The organism is Arcobacter sp. AHV-9/2010, assembly GCF_004116575.1.
Classification (GTDB): Bacteria; Campylobacterota; Campylobacteria; order Campylobacterales; family Arcobacteraceae; genus Aliarcobacter; species Aliarcobacter skirrowii.
Map to the genome: position 1 here is coordinate 175,551 of NZ_PDKH01000002.1, position 21,244 is coordinate 196,794.

Annotated in this window: 21 protein-coding genes and 1 pseudogene; 12 read left to right on the top strand and 10 right to left on the bottom strand. The window is 26.9% G+C overall.

What is annotated here, in order from left to right:
- The first annotated feature begins 17 nt into the window (after window positions 1–17).
- The 3 genes from CRU94_RS04715 to CRU94_RS04725 are packed head-to-tail and all read left to right on the top strand — an operon-like array spanning window position 18 to window position 2,867.
- On the top strand, window positions 18–770 hold the full coding sequence (locus tag CRU94_RS04715; protein ID WP_129105658.1) for an NAD+ synthase: 753 nt from the start codon (window positions 18–20) through the stop codon (window positions 768–770).
- Window positions 771–784: 14 nt separating this feature from the next.
- Entirely contained in the window at window positions 785–1,921 is a 1,137-nt protein-coding gene (locus CRU94_RS04720) for a DegT/DnrJ/EryC1/StrS family aminotransferase (protein ID WP_129105659.1), read from the top strand.
- A gap of 1 nt (window position 1,922) precedes the next feature.
- On the top strand, window positions 1,923–2,867 hold the full coding sequence (locus CRU94_RS04725; protein WP_129105660.1) for a tetraacyldisaccharide 4'-kinase: 945 nt from the start codon (window positions 1,923–1,925) through the stop codon (window positions 2,865–2,867).
- Here the strand turns inward: CRU94_RS04725 and CRU94_RS04730 are convergent.
- Complete coding sequence (locus CRU94_RS04730) at window positions 2,864–3,256, bottom strand: hypothetical protein (RefSeq protein ID WP_129105661.1); 393 nt, start codon at window positions 3,254–3,256, stop codon at window positions 2,864–2,866. The two genes, CRU94_RS04725 and CRU94_RS04730, sit on opposite strands and share 4 nt — an antisense overlap.
- A gap of 227 nt (window positions 3,257–3,483) precedes the next feature.
- On the opposite strand from CRU94_RS04730, the pseudogene CRU94_RS09710 reads away from it, so the two are divergent.
- Together CRU94_RS09710 and CRU94_RS04745 are read left to right on the top strand one after the other, a co-directional pair.
- Window positions 3,484–4,359, top strand: a pseudogene (locus CRU94_RS09710) (nucleotidyl transferase AbiEii/AbiGii toxin family protein).
- A 70-nt stretch (window positions 4,360–4,429) separates the two neighbouring features.
- The gene (locus CRU94_RS04745) at window positions 4,430–5,683 is read left to right on the top strand and encodes a DNA cytosine methyltransferase (RefSeq protein WP_129105664.1); all 1,254 of its coding nucleotides are present in this window, start codon (window positions 4,430–4,432) and stop codon (window positions 5,681–5,683) included.
- A gap of 31 nt (window positions 5,684–5,714) precedes the next feature.
- Here CRU94_RS04745 and CRU94_RS04750 read toward each other — a convergent pair whose 3' ends face one another.
- The 6 genes from CRU94_RS04750 to CRU94_RS04775 are packed head-to-tail and all read right to left on the bottom strand — an operon-like array spanning window position 5,715 to window position 14,276.
- Window positions 5,715–6,740 carry a hypothetical protein gene (locus tag CRU94_RS04750; protein ID WP_129105665.1) on the bottom strand — a complete coding sequence of 342 codons (1,026 nt, stop codon included), beginning with the start codon at window positions 6,738–6,740 and terminating at the stop codon, window positions 5,715–5,717.
- Window positions 6,741–6,762: 22 nt separating this feature from the next.
- Window positions 6,763–8,820: an AIPR family protein gene (locus CRU94_RS04755; RefSeq protein WP_129105666.1), complete on the bottom strand. Its 2,058-nt coding sequence runs from the start codon at window positions 8,818–8,820 to the stop codon at window positions 6,763–6,765.
- Complete coding sequence (locus tag CRU94_RS04760) at window positions 8,817–9,779, bottom strand: PD-(D/E)XK motif protein (protein WP_164966567.1); 963 nt, start codon at window positions 9,777–9,779, stop codon at window positions 8,817–8,819. The genes CRU94_RS04755 and CRU94_RS04760 overlap by 4 nt, the downstream gene beginning before the upstream one ends.
- Window positions 9,769–12,447, bottom strand: coding sequence for a Z1 domain-containing protein (locus CRU94_RS04765; RefSeq protein WP_129105668.1), 2,679 nt, complete (start codon window positions 12,445–12,447; stop codon window positions 9,769–9,771). The genes CRU94_RS04760 and CRU94_RS04765 overlap by 11 nt, the downstream gene beginning before the upstream one ends.
- Window positions 12,447–13,904: an ATP-binding protein gene (locus CRU94_RS04770; protein ID WP_129105669.1), complete on the bottom strand. Its 1,458-nt coding sequence runs from the start codon at window positions 13,902–13,904 to the stop codon at window positions 12,447–12,449. Before CRU94_RS04770 ends, CRU94_RS04765 begins: the two co-directional genes overlap by 1 nt.
- 57 nt (window positions 13,905–13,961) lie before the next feature.
- A complete protein-coding gene (locus tag CRU94_RS04775) occupies window positions 13,962–14,276 on the bottom strand; it encodes a hypothetical protein (RefSeq protein WP_129105670.1) in 315 nt (104 codons plus the stop codon).
- A 318-nt stretch (window positions 14,277–14,594) separates the two neighbouring features.
- On the opposite strand from CRU94_RS04775, the gene CRU94_RS04780 reads away from it, so the two are divergent.
- The 5 genes from CRU94_RS04780 (at window position 14,595) to CRU94_RS04800 (ending at window position 17,516) form a co-directional block, all read left to right on the top strand.
- Window positions 14,595–15,047 (top strand): YaiI/YqxD family protein, encoded by a 453-nt coding sequence (locus CRU94_RS04780; RefSeq protein WP_129105671.1) that lies wholly within the window; start codon window positions 14,595–14,597, stop codon window positions 15,045–15,047.
- 144 nt (window positions 15,048–15,191) lie between these two features.
- Complete coding sequence (locus tag CRU94_RS04785) at window positions 15,192–15,410, top strand: tyrosine-type recombinase/integrase (RefSeq protein ID WP_129105672.1); 219 nt, start codon at window positions 15,192–15,194, stop codon at window positions 15,408–15,410.
- A gap of 13 nt (window positions 15,411–15,423) precedes the next feature.
- Entirely contained in the window at window positions 15,424–15,789 is a 366-nt protein-coding gene (locus CRU94_RS04790) for a YbgC/FadM family acyl-CoA thioesterase (RefSeq protein WP_129105673.1), read from the top strand.
- Entirely contained in the window at window positions 15,790–16,260 is a 471-nt protein-coding gene (locus tag CRU94_RS04795; protein WP_129105674.1) for a phospholipase D-like domain-containing protein, read from the top strand. It begins immediately after the preceding gene.
- Between the two features lie 35 nt (window positions 16,261–16,295).
- Window positions 16,296–17,516: a M48 family metallopeptidase gene (locus CRU94_RS04800; RefSeq protein WP_129105675.1), complete on the top strand. Its 1,221-nt coding sequence runs from the start codon at window positions 16,296–16,298 to the stop codon at window positions 17,514–17,516.
- On the opposite strand, the gene CRU94_RS04805 is transcribed toward CRU94_RS04800, so the two are convergent.
- The 3 genes from CRU94_RS04805 to CRU94_RS04815 are packed head-to-tail and all read right to left on the bottom strand — an operon-like array spanning window position 17,506 to window position 19,825.
- On the bottom strand, window positions 17,506–18,414 hold the full coding sequence (locus CRU94_RS04805) for a DMT family transporter (protein WP_129105676.1): 909 nt from the start codon (window positions 18,412–18,414) through the stop codon (window positions 17,506–17,508). The two genes, CRU94_RS04800 and CRU94_RS04805, sit on opposite strands and share 11 nt — an antisense overlap.
- Window positions 18,414–19,628, bottom strand: a complete 1,215-nt coding sequence (locus CRU94_RS04810; protein WP_129105677.1) for a molybdopterin molybdotransferase MoeA — start codon at window positions 19,626–19,628, stop codon at window positions 18,414–18,416. The genes CRU94_RS04805 and CRU94_RS04810 overlap by 1 nt, the downstream gene beginning before the upstream one ends.
- A gap of 2 nt (window positions 19,629–19,630) precedes the next feature.
- Complete coding sequence (locus CRU94_RS04815; protein ID WP_129105678.1) at window positions 19,631–19,825, bottom strand: hypothetical protein; 195 nt, start codon at window positions 19,823–19,825, stop codon at window positions 19,631–19,633.
- Between the two features lie 111 nt (window positions 19,826–19,936).
- Here CRU94_RS04815 and CRU94_RS04820 point away from each other — a divergent pair, with 111 nt between their 5' ends.
- Entirely contained in the window at window positions 19,937–20,719 is a 783-nt protein-coding gene (locus CRU94_RS04820) for an ATP-binding protein (protein ID WP_129105679.1), read from the top strand.
- Window positions 20,716–21,216 (top strand): DUF523 domain-containing protein, encoded by a 501-nt coding sequence (locus CRU94_RS04825; protein ID WP_129105680.1) that lies wholly within the window; start codon window positions 20,716–20,718, stop codon window positions 21,214–21,216. The genes CRU94_RS04820 and CRU94_RS04825 overlap by 4 nt, the downstream gene beginning before the upstream one ends.
- Window positions 21,217–21,244: the final 28 nt, after the last annotated feature.

Sequence of the window (21,244 nt, forward strand, 5' to 3'; positions counted from 1 at the left end):
TAAATTGAGGTTTAAAAATGAATAAATATGAAAATATTAAGCAAAAATTAATAAACTTTTTAAAAGAAGAGCTTCATAAAACTGGTTTAAAAAGTGTGGTTGTTGGACTTTCAGGTGGTTTAGACTCAGCTGTTGTAGCAGTTTTATGTAAAGAGGCATTTAAAGATAATCTAAATTGCGTTTTAATGCCATCACAATACTCATCTAAAGCCTCTGTTGAAGATGCTTTAGAGCTTTGTAAAAAGTTTGATATAAAACATGAGATTGTTTCAATTGAGCCAATGTTAAGCGCATATTTAAAAAATATGGAAGAAAATAGCCTTAGAATTGGAAATTTTAGTGCAAGATTAAGAATGTCAGTTTTATATGATATTAGTGCTAGAGATAGCTCTTTGGTTATTGGAACTTCAAACAAAAGTGAATTACTTCTTGGATATGGAACTATTTTTGGAGATTTGGCTTGTGCTATTGATCCAATAGGAGATATTTATAAAAGTGATCTGTTTGAATTTGCAAAATATTTAGGTGTAAATGAGAGTATAGTTACAAAAGCACCTAGTGCTGATTTTTATGAAGGTCAAAGTGATGAGGCTGATTTGGGATATAGTTATGCTAAAATTGACTCTTTGTTAAAAAAGATGATAGATGAGAATAGAAGCAATGATGAGCTTTTGGCTTTTGGATTTGATGCTTTGTTTATAGATAATATTAAAAAAAGAGTAAAGATAAATGAGTTCAAAAGAAGATTGCCAATTATTGCTAAAATATAGAGGTAGAGGTAAAGATGAGAAATATTGCAATATATAAAGCAACTTTAGATAATGAGGAGATTGATCAGTTAAAGTCAGTTCTTCAAGCTAAAGATGATTTATCAAAAGTTTTAGAGTTTGAAGAGAAGATGGTTAAGTATGTTGGGGCAAAATATGCTATTGCAACAGCAACTTCAACAGCTGCTCTTCATTTAGCTCTTAGCTCTATGAGATTAAAAAGAGGTGATAAGGTTTTAATGTCTGTAAACTCTTTTGTAAACTTACCAGAGACTGTAAGACATTTTGATGCAGAGCCTATATTTGTAGATATAAATTTAGAGGATATGAATTTAGATATTGAGAAGTTTGAAGAGGCAATTATTGCAAATAAATCAAAAAAATTACGCGCAGCGATTATCACTTTTATTGGTGGACTTGCTCCAAATTTGGACAAAATTTATGAAATTGGTAAAAAATACAATATTTTAATAATTGAAGATTGTAGAGCTGCATTAGGAACTACATACAAGGGTCAAAAAGTTGGAAATCTAAGTGCTGATATGACTATTTTTTCTACAAATCCATCCCCATCAAGATATGCAATTAGTCGTTCAGGAGTTTTAGTTACAAATAATGAAGAGATAGCTAGTAGAGCAAAACTTTTAAGAACACATGCAATTACAACAGCCTATGATAGTTATGGAAACTTAGATTATATCTACGATGTTGATGATATTGGGCATAAATTTGATATCTCTGAACTTGATGCTGCTTATGCTGTTGCTCAATTAAATAAAACAGATGGTTTTATAAAAAGAAGAAAAGAGATTGCAAAAATTTATGAAGAGAGATTAAAAGATATTAAACATATTACGATTTTACCTCATAAAAATGAGCATATTTATACTCAATATATTATAAAAATATCAAGAAATAGAGATGCTTTTGCAAGAGCTTTAAAAGAAAAAGGTGTTTCAACAGCATTAAACTATATTCCGCTTCATCTTCTATCTTATTATAAAAGTAAATACTCAATAAAAATTACAGCATTTCCTAATGCTTTGCATAATTATCAACAAATATTATCTTTGCCAATATATGCGGGACTTAGCAATGAAGATGTAAATTATATTTGTGATCAAGTTATTGATGTAGCAAAAGAGTGGATATAATTTGAAGCAAAAGCTTATTTTATGGTTTGAAAACTATCTTTTTTTTCCAAATAGTTTTCAAAAAATATTATCATATTTGCTTTTGCCACTTAGTTTTATATATCTTTTAATAATTTTATTTAAAAGATTAAAAGCTTCAAAAATAGATTTTAATATCCCCATTGTCTCTGTTGGAAATCTAACTATTGGAGGAAGTGGAAAGACTCCAATAACAATTGAATTAGCTAAAAATTTTAATGATGTTTGCGTTATTTTAAGAGGTTATGGAAGAGAGTCCAAAGGACTTTTTGTAGTAAGCTTAAAAGGTGAAATCAAAGTTGATGTAAAAACAAGTGGTGATGAAGCTATGCTTTTAGCATCATCTTTAAAAAATGCAACAATAATAGTAAGCGAAGATAGAGTAAAAGCTATAAAAAAAGCAAAAGAGTTAGGCTGTAAAATAGTATTTTTGGATGATGGTTTCTCAAAATATAAGATTAAAAAATTTGATATTTTAATAAAACCAAAAGATGAACCTACAAGCTCATTTTTAATACCAAGTGGAGCTTATAGAGAACCAAAGAGTTTTTATAAAAAAGCCAATCTGGTTTTAAAAGAGGGCATAGATTTTAAAAGAGTTGTAACTATAAAAAAAGAGAATAAAGAAGTAGAACTTCCAAAAAAAACTCTTCTTTTAACAGCAATTTCAAAACCAAATAGACTTTTAGAGTTTTTACCAAAAAATATAGAGAGAATATTTTTTGAAGATCATCATAACTTTACAAAAGATGAGATAGATAATATTTTAGATAATTATAGAGATTTTGCAATTGTAACAACGCCAAAAGATTTTGTAAAACTTGAAAAGTTTAATTTGAAAAATCTATATATTATGGATTTAAATATAAAAATTAGTCAAAAAGTTGATTTTACAGCTTTAGAAAACTATATAAAAAGTTATAATTAAATATCTCTAAAATTTGCAAAAACACCCTCAACACTTGGAACAGTTTTATAGTGAGTTTTTGTAAATCTTACATTTTTTGTTTTTAAATCGCATATTGCTATTCTAAAACTAGAGCCAACGAAAGGCTCTATTACACAAATAATCTTATCTTCAATCTGTCTTGTTGCATAAACAGTTCCTTGAAGTTCTCTAAAAAAATATCTAGGATAACTAAGAGGAGTTATCTCTACAATATCTATATTCTCTTTATTATTAAGTGTTTTTAAAACATCCATAGCATCTTCATAAGTATCAAATGATATACACCAATCATCAAATTTTTTATTAAAATGTTGTAGATCTTCATCTAAAAATCCACCTGCAATTGATTGTAAAGCAAAAATTGACACAAAAACACCTTGAAAATTATATTTAAAAATATGATTTTATCATATTAAAGTTTTAAATCTAAGAAAATACTCTTTAGAAATATCGAATATTTGGGTATTAAAGAAATAAGATAATATAATCTTTTCTATTTAATATATTTTTAAATTTTTATAAAAAGTAAGAAAACAATGAACAATAAACTGTACTACTTCATATTTTATTTGGCGAAAATGGCTCAGCTGGAATTTTGTTTAAAGGCGGTACTTCATTATCTAAAGGATTTAATCTTATTAATAGGTTTTCTGAAGATATCGATGTGACATATTGCATTGATACACTTAAAAAGCATTATGGAGAGTTTGAAAATTCTTGGGATTACTTCAGTGAAGACTCCAATTGGTCAAATAAAAAACTTGAAAAAGAGTTAGCAAATCTAAAAAATATTGGTCAAAAATATACTGATGAAGTTTTACTGCAAATGGTACAAAAAGAACTTCAAAAGATTACAGATTTGAAATTTGAAGTGATTTCATAAGATGAGATGACTTTATATATTCACTATCCTCAGTTACTAGAAAAGAGTGAATATGGGGGAAGTTATGTCAAACCTGTAGTAAAAATAGAAGCAGGTGTAAGATCTGCTAGAGTTCCAACTATCAAAAAACAAATCGATAGCTTTTTTGAGCAAGTTTTAGAAAAAAGTGAGCCTATAGAAGTTGAGATACTAAGACCTGATAGAACATTTTTGGAAAAAGCTACCATACTTCATGCTGAAAACTCAAGAAATGAACCAACAAGAATAGAAAAACGAAATTATATGAGCAGACACATTTATGACCTAGTAAAACTATACCATAGCGAATATGGACAAATGGCGATAAATGATTTAGAGCTTTTAGTTGATGTAGTAAGACACAAATCAACATTCTACAAAGACAATAAAACTGACTATGAAAATGCAACACCATCAAGTATCAAAATAGTTCCAAGTTTAGAATTGAATGATAGTTTTAAAGCTGATTATGAAGATATGGCAAAAAGTATGATAGTTGGCAATGTTCCTAGTTATGAGGAGTTGATTGAGGTTTTAAAGAGTGTTCAAAATACTTTGAAAAGTAATTAATAAGTTTAACAGGTATTCAGTCATATAATATACATGATTAGATATAATTTCAAAAAAATTAAGGGAAGTTGTGGTAGTACTAGATTTATTTTCAGGTGCTGGCGGATTGTCAGAGGGCTTTTTTAGAGTTAATTCTACTTTTGTAGGACATGTTGAGGCAGATGCTTATGCGTGTAAAACTTTAAAAACTAGAACAGCATATTGGAACCTAAAAAATACAAATCAACTTAAAATATATCATGATTATCTTCTTAAAAAAATTTCAACTGAAGAATTATGGCAAATTGCAGGTGTTTCAGACTCTCAAGATGTAATAAATAAAGAAATTTCTAATAATACTTTTGATGATATAGTTAATACTGTTAAAAATAATTTAGTATCTAAAAATTTAAATGGTGTAGATGTAATTATTGGTGGACCACCATGTCAAGCTTATTCTGTAATTGGTAGAGCAAGGATGAAGGAAGCTGTTAGTTGTGATCCTAGAAATTTCCTATATAAATATTATGTTCAATTTCTTGAAACATTTAAACCAAAGATGTTCATTTTTGAGAATGTTCCAGGACTTAAGTCTGCTGGAAATGGACAGTATTTTGAAGATTTGAAAAAAGCTATTGATGATGCAGGTTATCACATAGAATTAGATGAATTAATAGCATCTAATTATGGTGTGTTACAAGATAGAAAAAGAATTATTATTGTTGGATGGAAAAAAGAAGACGAAAAAAAATATGTATATCCAGATTTTGAAAAGATTGTTAACGATAAGTATTTTGTATTTGATGTATTAAATGATTTACCAAAAATAACTCCAGGTGCAAAGATTGAAGGTAAAAATAAATATACAAAACCAGCAAATCAATACCTACAAGACTCAAATATAAGAGATGAAGGTTTTGATATATTGACGCAACATGAAACTAGACCTCATAATGATAGAGATAGAGAAATATATAAAGAGGCTATTTTAGCATGGGATACAAGAAAAGAAAGGCTTTGCTATAAGGAGTTATCAACTAGAAGATCTGATTTAATAACTCATAAAAATACTACATCTTTTACAAATAGATTTAATGTTATAAAAGCTGATGAAAGAGCTTCACATACTATTCTTGCACATATGGCAATGGATGGACATTATTATATTCATCCAGACATAAAACAATTAAGGTCATTATCAATTAGAGAAGCTGCAAGACTACAAAGTTTTCCAGATGATTTTTATTTTGAAGGACCAAGAACTGCAATTTTTAGACAAATAGGAAATGCTGTTCCACCTAAGATGGCGGAACAAATTGCTAAAAAGATTCAAGAAATTTTATAAGTTTTTTTGGATATAGTTGTTTTGCATTTGTTTACACTATTCTACTAACAAAGTTCCAAAACTTTCCAATTTCAGTATTTAAAAAGTCCTCATCCTCGTATAGATTTTTTCTATATTTTAATTTATGAATTATTAAACTAATTTCAGTAGCTACCATTCTTTTATTAACATCTACCCCATATTTATTTTTTACATGTTTTACTATACCTTGAGATAGATTAGCATCTTTTTTAAAATCTTCAAAATCATCCTCTATTAACTCATTATCTTGTAGGATATTATAAAAAAGTTTTGGTGGTATAGCTGTTTCAAAATCATGCTTAAATTGAAAGATGTTCTCTTCTTTGATTAAACCCCCATTTATAATTCTATTAACTTTTTGATTTTCCTTTTTTCCATCTAGATCAGATTGTAAGTAAACTTCATATCCTTTGTCATGATACTCTTTAACTAAGAATTCTATCTTACTAAAATCTATTCTACCTTTTCCCTCGTAGTTTATCACTTCCAAATCTGTAAAGTTTTCAACAAAAATTTTTTCACTAAAGCCCTCTACTAAGATTACATTTTTTTTGCTACTGAATATATCTATATGCTTCATTTCTCTATGAGATTTGTTTAAATAATCTAAAGTTTGCTTAGAAAATCCATATAATATTGGTGCATAACTACCCCACCCACTCAAATAGTCTTTATTTATAAATGTGCCAATATTGATTTCGGCACTTTGTACATATTTAGTAAAATAATAAGCTGCATTTAAATAAGCCTGCTTTTGTGTGTTGTCAAGATCTTTGACTAGATTAAAAGTAGTATTTACAAAGTTAATAATAAAATCTTTAGCCACTCCACATTTAATCTCAGCTTTTTTATTAGGGTTAGTTTGATGAGGCTCTGTATATTTACAATAATCATATTTCCCACATTTATGACATTCCATATATGAAATCCATTTATCTATCATAGTCTTTGTAAGTGATTCTTTACAATAAGTTCCTGATAAATCTATTTTTTCTTTATCAGAATAACTATATAGATATAAATTATCTAAGTTCATAAAAAAATCCTTTTTAGATAAATTATAAAACACTAGCCATACCTTCTTCTTGAAGCCTATCTATTGTTTGGATAATTTTTTTAGACTGTGAATCTGATGGATATTTACCGCTAGGAATTAAATTTAAAAGCATATTTTCTGATTGAGAAATCAAATTGTTTTCTTTCCCGAATTGAATAATTTCACTCCATGTATTTGGTTGAATTTGATAAAGTTTTTTTAACCTTTCCATTTCATTTTCAATTTTTTGCTCTTTCTTTGCTTCTTTTAATTCATAAGTTAACTCATCATCTTCAAGTAGTGATTCTATAAATTGTTCACTGAGTGTAAGATCATTAGTGTGATTTAAGATATCTTTTAATTTTGTCCAACATAACTCTCTTTTACACCATTCAGAGACATTGGTAAAATTTTCAGTTGTATTTGTAATATAGCTATTCACATATTGACTAATAGATATAATTTCATCTTTAAAAATTTGGTTTATTTCTTGATTTTTCCAGATTTGTGAAAAATTAATGTTCTTTTTTTCTTTACTTAATAAATAAGAAATTGTAGATAAGGTATATGCAACAATATTTGCTTTATATCCACCATACCATGGTTGACTGTAAACAATACTGTCACATTCTTTGAATATAATCGCTTTTGCAATAGCATGTTGATAATATACATCATTAAATTCTTTATCGTTTTTATTCCATTTTGGAACTATTATTTCCCCAAATTTGTCAAAATTCTTTTGAGCTCCTAGACTTACTATGTGAGGAAGATTTTCCCATACCATCATATATTTTGCTAAATCTGTTTTTGTAAACATTTGTGATTTTGGATTAGTAGCTTTAAATTCTTTCTTTTGTGCATCTGTAAGTTTGGATTGAACTTCTAGGTATTGACCTTTAGCTCGTTCGTAGAACCATTTAGTACCCTTGAGTTCACCACTCTTAATAGGAGCCCAGATTCGTCGAGATTTTTCTTCAATTCTTATATGATAAACATCATTTGAGAAGAAATCTGAATCACTTACTTTATTTTGAGTATTGGCAAATTTAGAAATATTTGGAACAACTTCATTCACTTTATCGTCATCAATTATTGTTAATTTCATTTGAACAAAAATATCATCTAGTGGAACCTTGTCAATTTTTCTAGTATTAAACAATGAAGCTGTTGTTTGTCCTCCATTTACTATTTGAAAATTTTTTAGCTTAGTAATTAAATTATTTTCATCTAATTCAATATACTCAGCAGTTGCGGTTATACCATTGTTATAAGCAAAAAACATGCTAGGATCTTCATTGATAGTTTTTCTTATTCCTTTATTTATTTTTCCTCTAAATTGTAAGAAACTTCGAACATTTGATTCCAAAAGTCTTGCACCGTACTTCTCGTATAAATTAGCAAGAATATTTCCATTTACAACACATAAGTATGAATGATATGGCGATTTTTCAATATGTGCTGGCAATGCAGGTATTTTTGTATTGAAATCTTCTGTAAAATCAATTTCAAGAGACTCTTTTTTATTTTTAGAAGTTTCAATATCATATAACCTATTGATATCCCAAATATCATATGCAACTTTATATCCATCTATTTGCTCAGTTGGTAAACTTTTAACTCTTTGGCTTAATTTTTTATTGCTTATGATTACGATATTTATATCAGTAAACTTATCTTGATTATGATACAAAAAATGTGAAATTGCATGTCCAGGAGAAGTTTCCTCAAGGTCTTTAAATAATTGCTTAGTAATAGATTGAGAGAAAAATTTAATCACTTTTCTAACGCTAGCGTCAATTTCTGATTGTAATAAATTTTTTAATTCCAAATCATCTTCATATTCACAAATAAATAGACTCAATATACCTCTGTCAGCAATAAAATCATATCCATCAATTTTCATGCCCATGCTTTTTTTAATAAATGGAAGATAAGAATAGTCTTCAACTATTCCGTCATCTATTAAATATTCCATAGCTTTTTCAAAGAATTGAACAGCTTTAAAATCTTCACTTACATCTGAAAATGCATAAATTTGTTGTTGAAAATCATTATAAAATTCTTCAATAGTATTCATTTTATTTTACCTCTTATTTTTTCAATTACATCAATTACTATATAGTCTTTACATTTTTCAAGATTAATTTTATATGTTAGATCATCTACACCATTAGGTTTTGACATTATTCTTGGAAAATCATCACAAACATGATATATCTCATCATGAATAATGCTAAAGTAGAGTTCTTTATACTCTTCTAATTCAATAAAACCATATGCAAATAATAAATTATCTAATCTCTCGCAACTATCAATATCATCAAAATTGATTAGCTTTTTAATATCAAAAATTAAATCATAGATATTAAAAGAGTCAAGTGATGTTTTTGAGCTTTCATTAAGAGTGACTACAAAAAGAAATAAATTTTCAAGTTCTGAAAACATTTGTTCAAATGATGATATAGTAATACTATTTACTGAAGATTTTGTTTTTACTTCTAGTGTCGAATTTAAGAGCTCAAAATCGTGAACAGAACCTAATGGTGCTTTCCAAAAATTAAGTACTTCATATATTGAAAAATTTGATAGCAGCTTTTTAAAAAGATATAATTCACCAATTAATCCTTTTAATTGATTTTTATCAATTTGTTTGTTATTGTTTTTTAAAAAATATTGCCACTGAGATAATCTTTTTAAAATTTTTTTAATGGCAATTAATTCATCATTTAATTGTTTGGTTGTATTAATCAAATCTGAACATATTATATAAAATAAATCCGCATTAGATATGTCTTGTAAGGTAAGAACAAGTTGCTTTTTTTCTTTTAAACTACCCACATTTATAGTTAATCCATTTAGGTTTGGTATTTTTTCATTAATAATAATATCCGAGTTGGTATGTAAAATAAATAATAGTTGTCCATAATAATCCTTTGCCCAATAAAAATCTAAAACACTTTCCTTATCAGCAATAATTGCATTAAAATCGATTTTATTTGTTGAATCTTCTATTTCATCCCATGGATTATTCTTCATCATCAGTATCCTCATCTAATAAATTGTTATTTTCTAGCCATGTTCTATTTACGGTATAAGATACTGATTTTGCTTTTTTACTATTATAATTTTGTTCTCCAGGAAAACTTATACCATAAGCTACTACACTTAATGGATATTTATATGGTGCTTCATCTTTACTTTTTTCTTGTATTTCTAAAATATGAAGAATTAGTAATGGTTTTTTACGTAATTGTCTATAATCTGCACCACTTAATTTTTTTCCACTTAATTTTTTAGTAAGCTCTGCAATCTCTATTTGATCTAAACCAATTTTTTCATCACTTATACTTCCGACTCTTGATTTATTTCCACTAACTTGAATAGTTTTATCATCAATAAAAGAACTTCTTAATTCTTTATAGATTGTTATAGACTCATTAACTATTTCATATCCGCTGTCTTTATTGCTATTAGTAATTATTGCAACATCAAATGAATTTAAATTTTGATTTTCTAGGTATTTTTCAACACATTTGTAATCAGTTTTTATATTTAAAGGATGATTGTTGAATTTTTTTATAAACTCTAATACTAATTCAGAGTCAATATTACGCCATAAAAAGTTTTTAGTTTCATTTGCATCTTGAGGTTTTCTAGATAGTTTTGTAACGAATTGTTTAAGTGTTACAAGATTTTCTTCAACTTTTATTTGTTCAGACAATAATTTTCTTGTCTCAATTAATTCTCCATAATAGTCAATTGAAATAGTTGCATTCGCTGAATGACGCATTTTATTTTTAGCTGTTATTATTAATGATTCTTCATGATTTTTAACTTTTAATCCATACTCTCTAGGAGTTAATCCATGGTCATTCATGATTTTAAATTCTTCTCTAAGTTCTTCGGTTGACTCAGTAATATGCTTGTACCAATGTATAGCTTCATTTCTCATGTATATTTTACATATATCTTCATAACCATTTCTATACCCGAACCATCTACCCATTTGTAATAAAGTATCATACATTTTAGAATTTCTTAAAAAATAGCTGACAGTAAGTCCTTCTACAGTAAACCCTCTTGATAAACTATACCCACCAATTGTGATAGCATTTAGCCCTTCTTGCTTGTATTTATCATAATCAAGCTTTTCATCATTTTTTGTTTTGCTGTTAACAAGAAAAATTTTTAAATTGTCTAATTCATGTGTTATTTTTCTAATAATTTCTTCAAATGTAAAATCTTTAGTATCTATTTTCTTATTCCATAAAAGAAATAATGAGTTAATTAATTCATTTTTCAACATGTCTTTTAATGATTTATAAGAGTTATATCTTATAACATTTGAGAGCTTTTCTATATAAATTGTGATTAAATCTTTTACTTGGTTTTGAATTTCGACTCTAAAGGATACATTTACTAACATAGAGGTATGAATACTTTTTACTTTTCGTAGCTTTTTGATTCCAATTGTTAATAGATAAAAGTTGATAGCTTCAAATAAACTTTCTGGTAAATATTCCACAGAATCATCTTTTTTCAATTTATCATGCAATGAACCTTCTGTATAATCAATATCTTTTATTGTTATAAGCATAGAGTTATCATCTTCACCAAAGATTTTTTGTGCGCCAATGTAATTATTTGGACTTTCTAGAGAAACTATAAAGTCTTCTGGAAATAAATCTACTCCATATTCATCTGTTTGAGAACTTGGATGAATAAAAATATTTGCAAAAGGTGTTGCTGTGTAACCAACATAACTTCTAACTGTAAACATATTTAGAATAGTTCGAATTTGTCTATTGATAGTTGTTGATTTATTTGGATCTTTATCTGTATCAATTGATGCATTATCTGCTTCATCATCAATAAGCAATAATGGATAATTCAAATATTCTGATTTAGTCTGATTTGTTTCTAACCATTCAATAACATTTCTTAATGTTGTTGGATTTTTCTTAATAACCAATATAACAGGTACATTTGATTGTTTAGGATTAAATCCTAGTGACTTTGCAACATTTGTCTTAAAGTCATGTTCACTATTGGTAAAAGAAAAAGGTCTATCAACTTCTCCATATTTTGATACGCCTATTTCTTGGGGTTCTGCAAATCTGTCAAAACCTATGAATCCACTATTGACTCTTCCTTGAGTCTGCTTTCTTAAGTTTTCATGTACTCCTGTAATCAAAATGATAAGCTTGTATCCAACATCAGAGGCTTTATTGATTAAAGAAAGATAGTTAGCAGTTTTTCCAGATTGAACATTTCCCATTACAAGACCTTTTTTGATCTTTTTCACTTGCAATGTAGGATTGGCCATAAAATCTAATATTTCATCTGTAGTTTCATATATTTTATCAACAACTTGTCTAGAAAATCCTTCTTCTTCAGTTAAATATTTTTTATATCTGTCTGAATAACTTGTTTGTATATTTTCTAATGTATGTAGCCATGGCTCCTTCTCTTTTGACATTATTATTGAAGCATTAGGAATTTTTATAACTTCGTTTGCAGAAATTTCTTTACTTAATCTATCAATATCTTCAGGTGTTAATTGACAACCTTGATCTTCTAATTCGAAAGATTTTGAGTTTAATAATTTTTTCACAAAATCATACTCTGGAATAAAATTTTTGTCTTTATAATTTAAATAACTTTTTACTAGACTTCTTGCAAGATTCAAACATTTTTGACTCATTATAATGCCTTTTCTACAAAGATTTTCCAATCTTTTTTATATAAATTAAATGGCTCTGTATTTTGAAATAAAGATACTAATTCTTGTGCAGTCATTAAATCTCTTTCATCAGATAATTTTTTTAAAGCTAATTTTTCTATAAATTCATTTGAAATATCTGTAGTATTAACTTTTTTTGGATTATTGTTCCCTAAGTCTGCATATAGTGCATCTTTTGGTAAAAAACTTCCGACCAAATCCAGAATTTCATTGAAATCATCTTGAGCTTTTCTATCTAAATTGTTTAAAAAATTTTGTATTATTGGATGCTCTTTATTAATGCTATATTTAATTTCTCCACGTGCAGCATATCGTTCCCAAAATGAAATATTAGTTGTTGTACTGCGGTGTCCTCTTGCCGTGTAAACTTTTGAAGATGCACCTGAAATTTTTTCAATAATTTTACTTAATCTTCGCCTTATTATAGATGGTGGAGATGCATAAGATTTTCTAACATCAATTTTCCATAAACTATCTAAATTATTAGGTAAATCTATTTGAATTCTTGCCAGTTTAAACATTTCAGATTGTCTTATGATTCTAAACCACGTCCCTGAAATAAGTAGTCTTTTGTTTCTATATACATAAAAGCCTTGATTTTTTAAATAACCACCATCTTCATCATAATAATCATATTCTTTTTGAGATAATTTTGAATAATGAGGCAAAATATAGGGTCTTATAATGATTTTTTCATCATTTAAATTTATAATTTCTTCTTGTAGCTCTTGAGTAGCGATATGAGCACTATGAAATGGATCGAAAGGTTCTATAGCTTTTCCATTTATAAAGATATTTATTTTATTGTTTCCTTTTAAAAATCTATGAAATATTAATGCAATATGTTTTTCTACTACTCTCATTTTTTCATAAATTGTTTCTTCTGTTATTGTATTTACTGTATTATCGATAATCCTATCTGTTTTTTCCCAAATAACTAAAGTACCATTATCATTAAGTTCTGAAAATTTGTATATATCATTAAATTCATCGTGATTTAAAAGTTGTAAAGTCCAATCTTCAGTTTCTGCAACATAATCTAAATCCCATACTGCTGCACTAGCATTTTTATTTTTAGAGCTAACTACAGTTAATTTTCTACATTGAGAAAATGATGCTGTTTTCAATCCTAAGCCAAATCTACCTAAATCATTTTTTGTTCTTTCATCAAGTGGATTTTTTGTTCCTGGCCTCATGGCTTCAATTAGTTCACTCTCATCCATTCCATAGCCATCATCTAAAATAGCAAGCTTTAGTACATTGTTTTCAAAATCAAAATAAATATTTATATTGCTAGCTTCGGCTGTAATACTATTATCAATAATATCTGCTAATGCACTTTCAAATGAATATCCTATATCTCTTAGTGATTCAATTAGAGATGTTGCTCTAGGTAGTAATTGTATAGGTTTAATAATTTACTCCTTCGACAAATTTAATAAATAATCTTAACATACATAAATCACCCAACTTCATCACTCAAACCTCTTACGGCATAAATCTATATTTTTTTTAACTTTGTTTTTGAGTATTGGTACAATAGCTAATTCATCTGCACTAAAAAGTGTTTTTGCAAGAAAGTTATTTTTGGCTTTATAAGTTTTTGAAGAGTAGTCATAAAATATTTTACCATCATTAAATAATGGCAATAAATACTCTTTAAAATCTGTTTGAATGATTTTTTTTGTAACATTAAATCGTTCAACTAAGCTTGGAGTAGAGAGCTCTTGACCTTTATTTAACAATACTAAAGTTGATGATAATCGATTAATTCTGTTATTAAAATTCATTCTAGTAGTATAATAGAACTATTTTAATGAATTACTTAGTTATATATCAAATGTGATTTTATATCAAATAAAAATAGTAAAAATTAACGAAAAGTATCAAATAATCTTCACCCTATGAGTCACCCTAATAGAGAGTTTGCCATATTCGAATATTATAAATGTAACTAGTGAAAGATATAGATTAAAAATAAAAAAAGAAACATGATTATTAAATAATCTATTTAAATTATTTCATCATCTATGAGTTTTAATTTAGCATACTATAAGCCATTTTCTATTAACTTTAAACTAAAATACTATCAAAAATGGAGCTAATGGATGATTACTCTTTATGTCGATGGTGATGCTTTTCCAAATTTGCTTAAGCCTATATTACTTCGCTCAATAGAGAGATTACAGATTAAAACATATGTAATAGCGAACAAAAAGATAAATATAGGTGAGTCTTGTCATGTCGAGTACATCGTCGTAGATACTTTTGCAGATGAAGCAGACAATAAAATAGTAGAGATGTTAGAAGAGGGCGATTTGGTTGTTACTGCTGATATACCACTAGCAAATAGGGTAATAGAAAAAAATGCGCATGCAATTGATCACCGAGGTGAGCTTTATAGTGTTGATAATATAAAACAATACTTAGCGATGCGAAACCTAATGGAGAGTATCCGTGAGAGTGGCGAAATAACAGGTGGACCAAAACCATTTTCACAAAAAGATGCACAAATGTTTGCAAACCAACTCAATAGTTTTTTGATTAAATATTATAAATAAACTTACTCTAATTATAAAAAAAGAGCATTAGCTTTAAAAAGATGGTATGAAGTAAAAAAGGTGAAAACCAAAAGATGAACTTACTAAAACATTATAGAAAAAATTAGATAGATTATAAAACAAAGCGGTGTAAAAGAGAGACCATTGTATAATTTAAAGCATACATTTGCAAGTATAATGATTTCAGAAGCTTATAATATACTTTGGGTATCTAAAATGTTAGGTCATAAAGATTTAAATATTACTTTGAAATTTTACGCAAAATATATAAAAGAAGATGACATAAAAAGAGTTGATAATTTATCAAAAATTGTCCCTTTTTTTGTCCCTAATTCAAATAAAAATATACAAAATGCTATATAATGGGGTTTAAATAATGATAATAAGGGTTTATTACGAAGATACAGATTGTGGAAATATGGTCTATCATGCAAACTATCTAAACTATTGTGAAAGAGCTAGAAGTGAGCTATTTTTTCAAAAAGGGTTACTTCCTCACTCACAAGATGAGTTTTTTGTAGTTAAATCATGTGAAGCAAACTGGATAAAATCAGCAGTTTTTGCAGATATTTTAGAAGTTAAAACAGAACTAATTGAGAAAAAATCAGCATCAATTATTATGAAACAAGAGATTTACAGAGTTGGTGAGCTTATTTTTGAAGCAAAATTTAGATTAGCTTTTTTAAAGCATGGAAAACCTTCAAAAATTCCAAATCATATCTTTGATATTTTGGAGAGTTAAATGAAAAAAATTATATTTTTACTTCTATTTGTAGGCTCTTTAGTAGCAAATGATATTTTTGTGCTTCCAAAAGATTCAAAAAAATTAGAAGATAGATTGTCTTATGAGATTTTAAATGCAAAAAAAGAGATTTTTGTTGCAATGTATAACTTCTCTTATAAAAAAATAGCAAATGACTTAATATATGTTTCAAAAAATGGTGTAAAAATCACTGTTTTACTCGACAAGAGTAAAGTAGAAGATGATAGTGAAGTTTATAATATTTTAAAATCAAATGATATTAAGGTTGTTTTTGAAGATAGTGTAAAAAAGATGCATCTAAAAAATATTCTGATTGATGATAGCTTAGCAATGATAGGTAGTATGAATTTTACGAAAAAATCATTTAAAGAGAGTCTTGATATTGTATATTTTTCAAATGATGATCTTTTAATCTCAAAATTAAAAGAGATTAGAGCAAATTTTAAATAGAATATAGTTTATAAAATTTATTAAAGGATTAATTAGTGTTAGAAATTTTTATTGGTTTGTATTGTCTATATTTTGCTTTTACAATTTATACATCATTTATGCAAATTGGATTTGTAAAAGATAGTATGAAAAACAGAGCTTTGATTTTAGAGCAAAACTCTTATATTGAAGCTGGAAACTATGCAGTTGATAAAGAAAAATTGTCAATTTCTAGTTCATTTGCTGATTTTGTTATATTTATTTTTTGGATTGGTTTTGGTCTTAAATATTTAGACTCATTAATTCAAACAGACTCTTATATATTAAAAGCTGTTTTATTTATAAATGCTTTTATTATTGTAAATTGGATTTTATCTTTGCCTTTTGATATTTATAAAACTTTTAATTTAGATAAAAAATATGGATTTTCAACTATAACTCCTGCTTTATATATAAAAGATACCATAAAATCAGCTATTTTAACTTTTGTTTTTGGATCTATTGTTGTTGCTGGAATTTCATATATTATTTTAAATTTTCCATCTTGGTGGATATTTGGATTTGTATTTGTTTTTGCTGTTATTATTTTAATAAATATGCTTTATCCTTTAATTAGAGATAAGATGTTTGATAAATTTGAGAAATTAAAAGATAGTGTTCTTGAAGCAAAAATTAACAATCTTTTAAAAGAGGTTGGTTTTAAAAGTAGTGGAGTTTTTAGTGTAGATGCAAGTAAAAGAGACAATAGATTAAATGCCTATTTTGGTGGACTTGGAAGTACAAAAAGAGTTGTTTTATTTGATACTTTAGTACAAAAACTATCTCACAACGAACTACTTGCAGTTTTAGGGCATGAGTTGGGACACTTTAAAAACAAAGACATCTTAAAAAATATTGCAATTATGGGATTTATTATGTTTGTTTTTTTTGCTATATTTGGAAATTTAAATGATGAGTTGTTTTTAAAACTTGGATTAAATAATGAGCCATATGCAATTATTTCAATATTTTTAATATTTTCAACAGCTTTAAGCTTTTTTTTAATGCCTTTAATCTCACTAATTTCAAGACACAATGAGTATGCTGCAGATGAGTTTGGTTCAAACTTATCTAGTAAAGAGGATTTAGTAAATGCCTTATTAAAGTTAGCAAATGAGAATAAAAGTTTTCCTCACTCTCACAAGCTTTATATATTTTTCTACTACTCTCATCCACCTTTAATTGAAAGATTCAAAGAGCTTGGATATGATGTAGAAAAGAAAGAGTTTATAAATTAATTAAACTCTTTTTTCTAAATAGTCTAAAAAAGTTTAGATTGTTTAGAATATATATTGCAATCATTGCAAAAACTACTCCAATAATTGTTGTAAATTCAATCTTCTCATCTAAGAATATATTTCCAATTATAATAGCACTTGCAGGAACTAAAAATACAAAACTAGATACCTCTTTTGCGCCATATTTTGCTGCTCCAAAAAAGTAAATTGAAGTTGCAAATGTTGTACTTAAGATTGTAATTACAAAGATATTAAACCAAAAGATATAATCAAACTCTAAAACTTTTGTAAATATTGAGCTATCTATGTATAAAAAGTATAGACTAGAGCTTGAAATTAAGTATGTGTAAGTTGTAAATACAAAAGCATTTATTTTTAGTGATTTTGAAGTAATTATTGTAATAATTGCCCATAGTGTTGAAGCAATTATAAAATATATATTATCTTTACTAAAAATCTCTTCAAGATTAAATTGATAGATATTTATCATATTTAAAACACCATAAACACCTAAAATTAGAGCAAAAGAGTGTTTTAGACTAATTGTTTTTCTACTTAATATTGCTACAAAAATATATGTAATTATTGGAATCATTGAAGGAACCATAGCTCCTCCTAAACTTCCAGTTCCATGTTCAACTCCCCAAAACATAAAAATAGAGTATAAAACTAAAAAAAGCGAGGCAAATATGATTAAAATAAAAGTTTTTATATCTAATTTATAATTCATTTTAGATATAAAAATTATTGGAGCCATCGATAAAAAGCATATTCCCATTCTCAAGAATACCATTTCATAGGCATTAATATAGTTTGTTAAAACTTTTGTACTAATCCAAGATGCTCCCCATAGAATCATAGAGATAACTATGAGAAAGAAAAAGATATTTTTTGACACTATTTAAAGCTATTTAGTAAAATAATATCTACCAAATCCCCACTTTTTACTAAGCTATTCTCTTCTTGAATCAAAAGTGCAGGGCTTCCTAACATATTTGTTAAAATAGCACTTGTTCCAGATTTTTTCCCAACAAAATCAATAATATACTCACCATTTTTATATTCTACATTACAAGCTGTAAAGATTTTTTTATTTGTTGGGTTATTTAAATCTTGATTTATTTTTGCTTTTACAATTGGAAGCTTTTCATTGCTATTTTTTAATCTATAAATCAAAGGAAGTACATATAAAATTGCACAAACAGTTGAAGAGTATGCAAAACCTGGAAGGGCGATAATTATTTTCTCATCTTTTATTGCAACTAAAATATGCATTCCTGGTTTTACAAAAACACCATGAAAAAGAACTTTTGCTTCTAATTTATCTTTTATTACATCTTGAACAAAATCATAATCTCCAACACTAACTCCACCAGTAGTAACTACAATATCAGCTTTTTTTAAAGAGGTTTCAAAAAAGTTTGTAATATTCTCTATATCATCATCAACAGGACCATTTTGGATAACTTCAGCGCCACATTGAGTAAATAGTGCTTCAAGAGTTAAGTGATTTGAACTTCTTATTTGTGAATCATTTGTTTTTTCAACTCCAAGATCTAAAATCTCACTTCCTGTACTTGCAACTGCAATTATAGGTTTTGAATATACTTTTATTTGAGGAATATTTAGTGATGCTAATACTCCAACTTCACTAAATCCAATAATCGTTCCTTTTTTAATTAAAACTTCATCTTTTTTATAATTTTCACCAACATCTCTTACGGCAAAACCTTTAGGAACACTTTTAACTATTTTTATTCTATCTTCTAAAACTTCAACATTTTCAATAGGAACTAAAGTATCACTACCTTTTGGCATTAATGCACCCGTAAAAGTCTTTATGCAAGTGCCAGTTTCAACATCTTTCTCTACTATAAAACCAGCTGGATTCTTCTGTGTTATTTTAAGTTCACTATTTATATCTTCAAACTTAATAGCATAACCATCCATACCAGATGTTGGAAACTCTGGGCTATTTTCTAAAGCTATAATATCTTCAGCCAAAACTCTTCCAAGAGCATTTGTTAAAAATAGTTTTTGAGTTGATTTTTCAACTATATTTATACTATTTAAAACTTCTATTGATTCATCAAAAGTTATAAAATTTCTCATTTTTATCCTAATCTGTTATATTTCATAATTATTATTTGCTCAAAAAGCATATTTGCAAAACCTTTTGGAAGATTTTCATTTGTATCTTCTACATTTTTAATAATTTTTTTTATAGAATCATCATCTAAATATATTGCTATTGGTAAAATTGTCTCTTTTATTTTATCTATAAATATTTGTTGTTCTTCAATTGTCATTTTTCTATCTTCTGTTTTAAATTTTAAAAGTAAGATTATATTATCTTTTCCTAAAATAATATATTAAAACTTTTTTGATATAATCCCAAAAAATATTTAGGATAAGATAAATTGATAGAAATAAGTAAAAAAATAACTTCAAATGTAGCAAAAGTAAATGCAGAGTATGAGTTAATAAAAGAGGGCGATAGAGTAATGGTTGGATTTAGTGGTGGAAAAGATTCACTAACTTTACTTCATACTCTAAATAGAATGAAAAAAAAAGCTCCTTTTAAATTTGATTTTAAAGCAGTAACAATTACTTATGGAATGGGTGAACAAATAGAGTTTTTAAGTAATCACTGCAAAGAGCATGGAATAGAGCATGAGATAATAGATACTCAAATCTTTGATCTTGCAGGTGAAAAAATAAGAAAAAATTCATCATTTTGTTCATTTTTCTCAAGAATGAGAAGAGGGTATTTATATACAACAGCTTTAGAACAAGGGTACAACAAGGTTGCATTAGGTCATCATTTAGATGATGCAATGGAATCATACTTTATGAATCTATTTTATAATGGAACAATGAGAACTATGCCTCCAAAATATACTGCAAATAATGGCTTAGAAGTAATAAGACCACTAATATTTTGTAGAGAGAGACAGTTAAGAGCATTTGCAGCTTCAAATGAGATTAGAGTAATTGGAGATGAGGCTTGTCCAGGACTTAGATTTGATGTAAAAATGCCTCATGCAAGAGCAGCTACAAAAGAGCTATTGGCAAAACTAGAAGAGCAAAATCCAAAGATTTTTGTATCTATGAAAAGTGCATTTAGTAATATACAGTTACCTACATTTTTTTATAAAGATTTAAAAGATATAAAATTAAATATAGAAGATGAGAATATATGAAAATATTAGTCTCATCTTGCCTTTTAGGTGAAGATACTAGATATGATGGTCTTAATTCAAGTATTGCTATGAGTCCTAAATTTAGATTTAAAGAAAAAGAGATTTTTATGGATATTTTGTGTGAAAATGAGATATTCTCAATTTGCCCAGAAGTTTCTGGTGGATTATCAATTCCTAGAAACAAAGCTGAAATTATAAGTCACAATAAACCTTTTAAAGTTTTAGATATTGAACAAAATGATGTAACAATAAATTTTTTAATTGGTGCAAAAAATGCTTTGGATATTTGTATAGAAAATGGTATTAAAGTTGCTTTATTTAAATCAAAATCACCATCTTGTGGTAATATTGAAGTTTATGATGGAACTTTTTCTCAAAAATTGATTAAAGCAAAAGGTTTAACAGCAAGACTTCTTGAAGATAATGGAGTTAAAGTTTTTAATGAATTTGAGTTGGATGATTTAAGAAAATATATAAAAAAAGAGGGTAGAAAATAGTCTAATTTATGATTATTTAGACTATTTT

Bases quoted from the DNA above. Each gene is read 5' to 3' on its own strand.
- CRU94_RS04780 (WP_129105671.1), top strand. From the start codon at position 14,595: ATGATTACTCTTTATGTCGATGGTGATGCTTTTCCAAATTTGCTTAAG.
- CRU94_RS04825 (WP_129105680.1), top strand. From the start codon at position 20,716: ATGAAAATATTAGTCTCATCTTGCCTTTTAGGTGAAGATACTAGATAT.
- CRU94_RS04755 (WP_129105666.1), bottom strand. From the start codon at position 8,820: ATGAATACTATTGAAGAATTTTATAATGATTTTCAACAACAAATTTAT.
- CRU94_RS04715 (WP_129105658.1), top strand. From the start codon at position 18: ATGAATAAATATGAAAATATTAAGCAAAAATTAATAAACTTTTTAAAA.
- CRU94_RS04775 (WP_129105670.1), bottom strand. From the start codon at position 14,276: ATGAATTTTAATAACAGAATTAATCGATTATCATCAACTTTAGTATTG.
- CRU94_RS04750 (WP_129105665.1), bottom strand. From the start codon at position 6,740: ATGAACTTAGATAATTTATATCTATATAGTTATTCTGATAAAGAAAAA.
- CRU94_RS04765 (WP_129105668.1), bottom strand. From the start codon at position 12,447: ATGAGTCAAAAATGTTTGAATCTTGCAAGAAGTCTAGTAAAAAGTTAT.
- CRU94_RS04810 (WP_129105677.1), bottom strand. From the start codon at position 19,628: ATGAGAAATTTTATAACTTTTGATGAATCAATAGAAGTTTTAAATAGT.
- CRU94_RS04720 (WP_129105659.1), top strand. From the start codon at position 785: ATGAGAAATATTGCAATATATAAAGCAACTTTAGATAATGAGGAGATT.
- CRU94_RS04815 (WP_129105678.1), bottom strand. From the start codon at position 19,825: ATGACAATTGAAGAACAACAAATATTTATAGATAAAATAAAAGAGACA.
- CRU94_RS04795 (WP_129105674.1), top strand. From the start codon at position 15,790: ATGAAAAAAATTATATTTTTACTTCTATTTGTAGGCTCTTTAGTAGCA.
- CRU94_RS04760 (WP_164966567.1), bottom strand. From the start codon at position 9,779: ATGAAGAATAATCCATGGGATGAAATAGAAGATTCAACAAATAAAATC.
- CRU94_RS04790 (WP_129105673.1), top strand. From the start codon at position 15,424: ATGATAATAAGGGTTTATTACGAAGATACAGATTGTGGAAATATGGTC.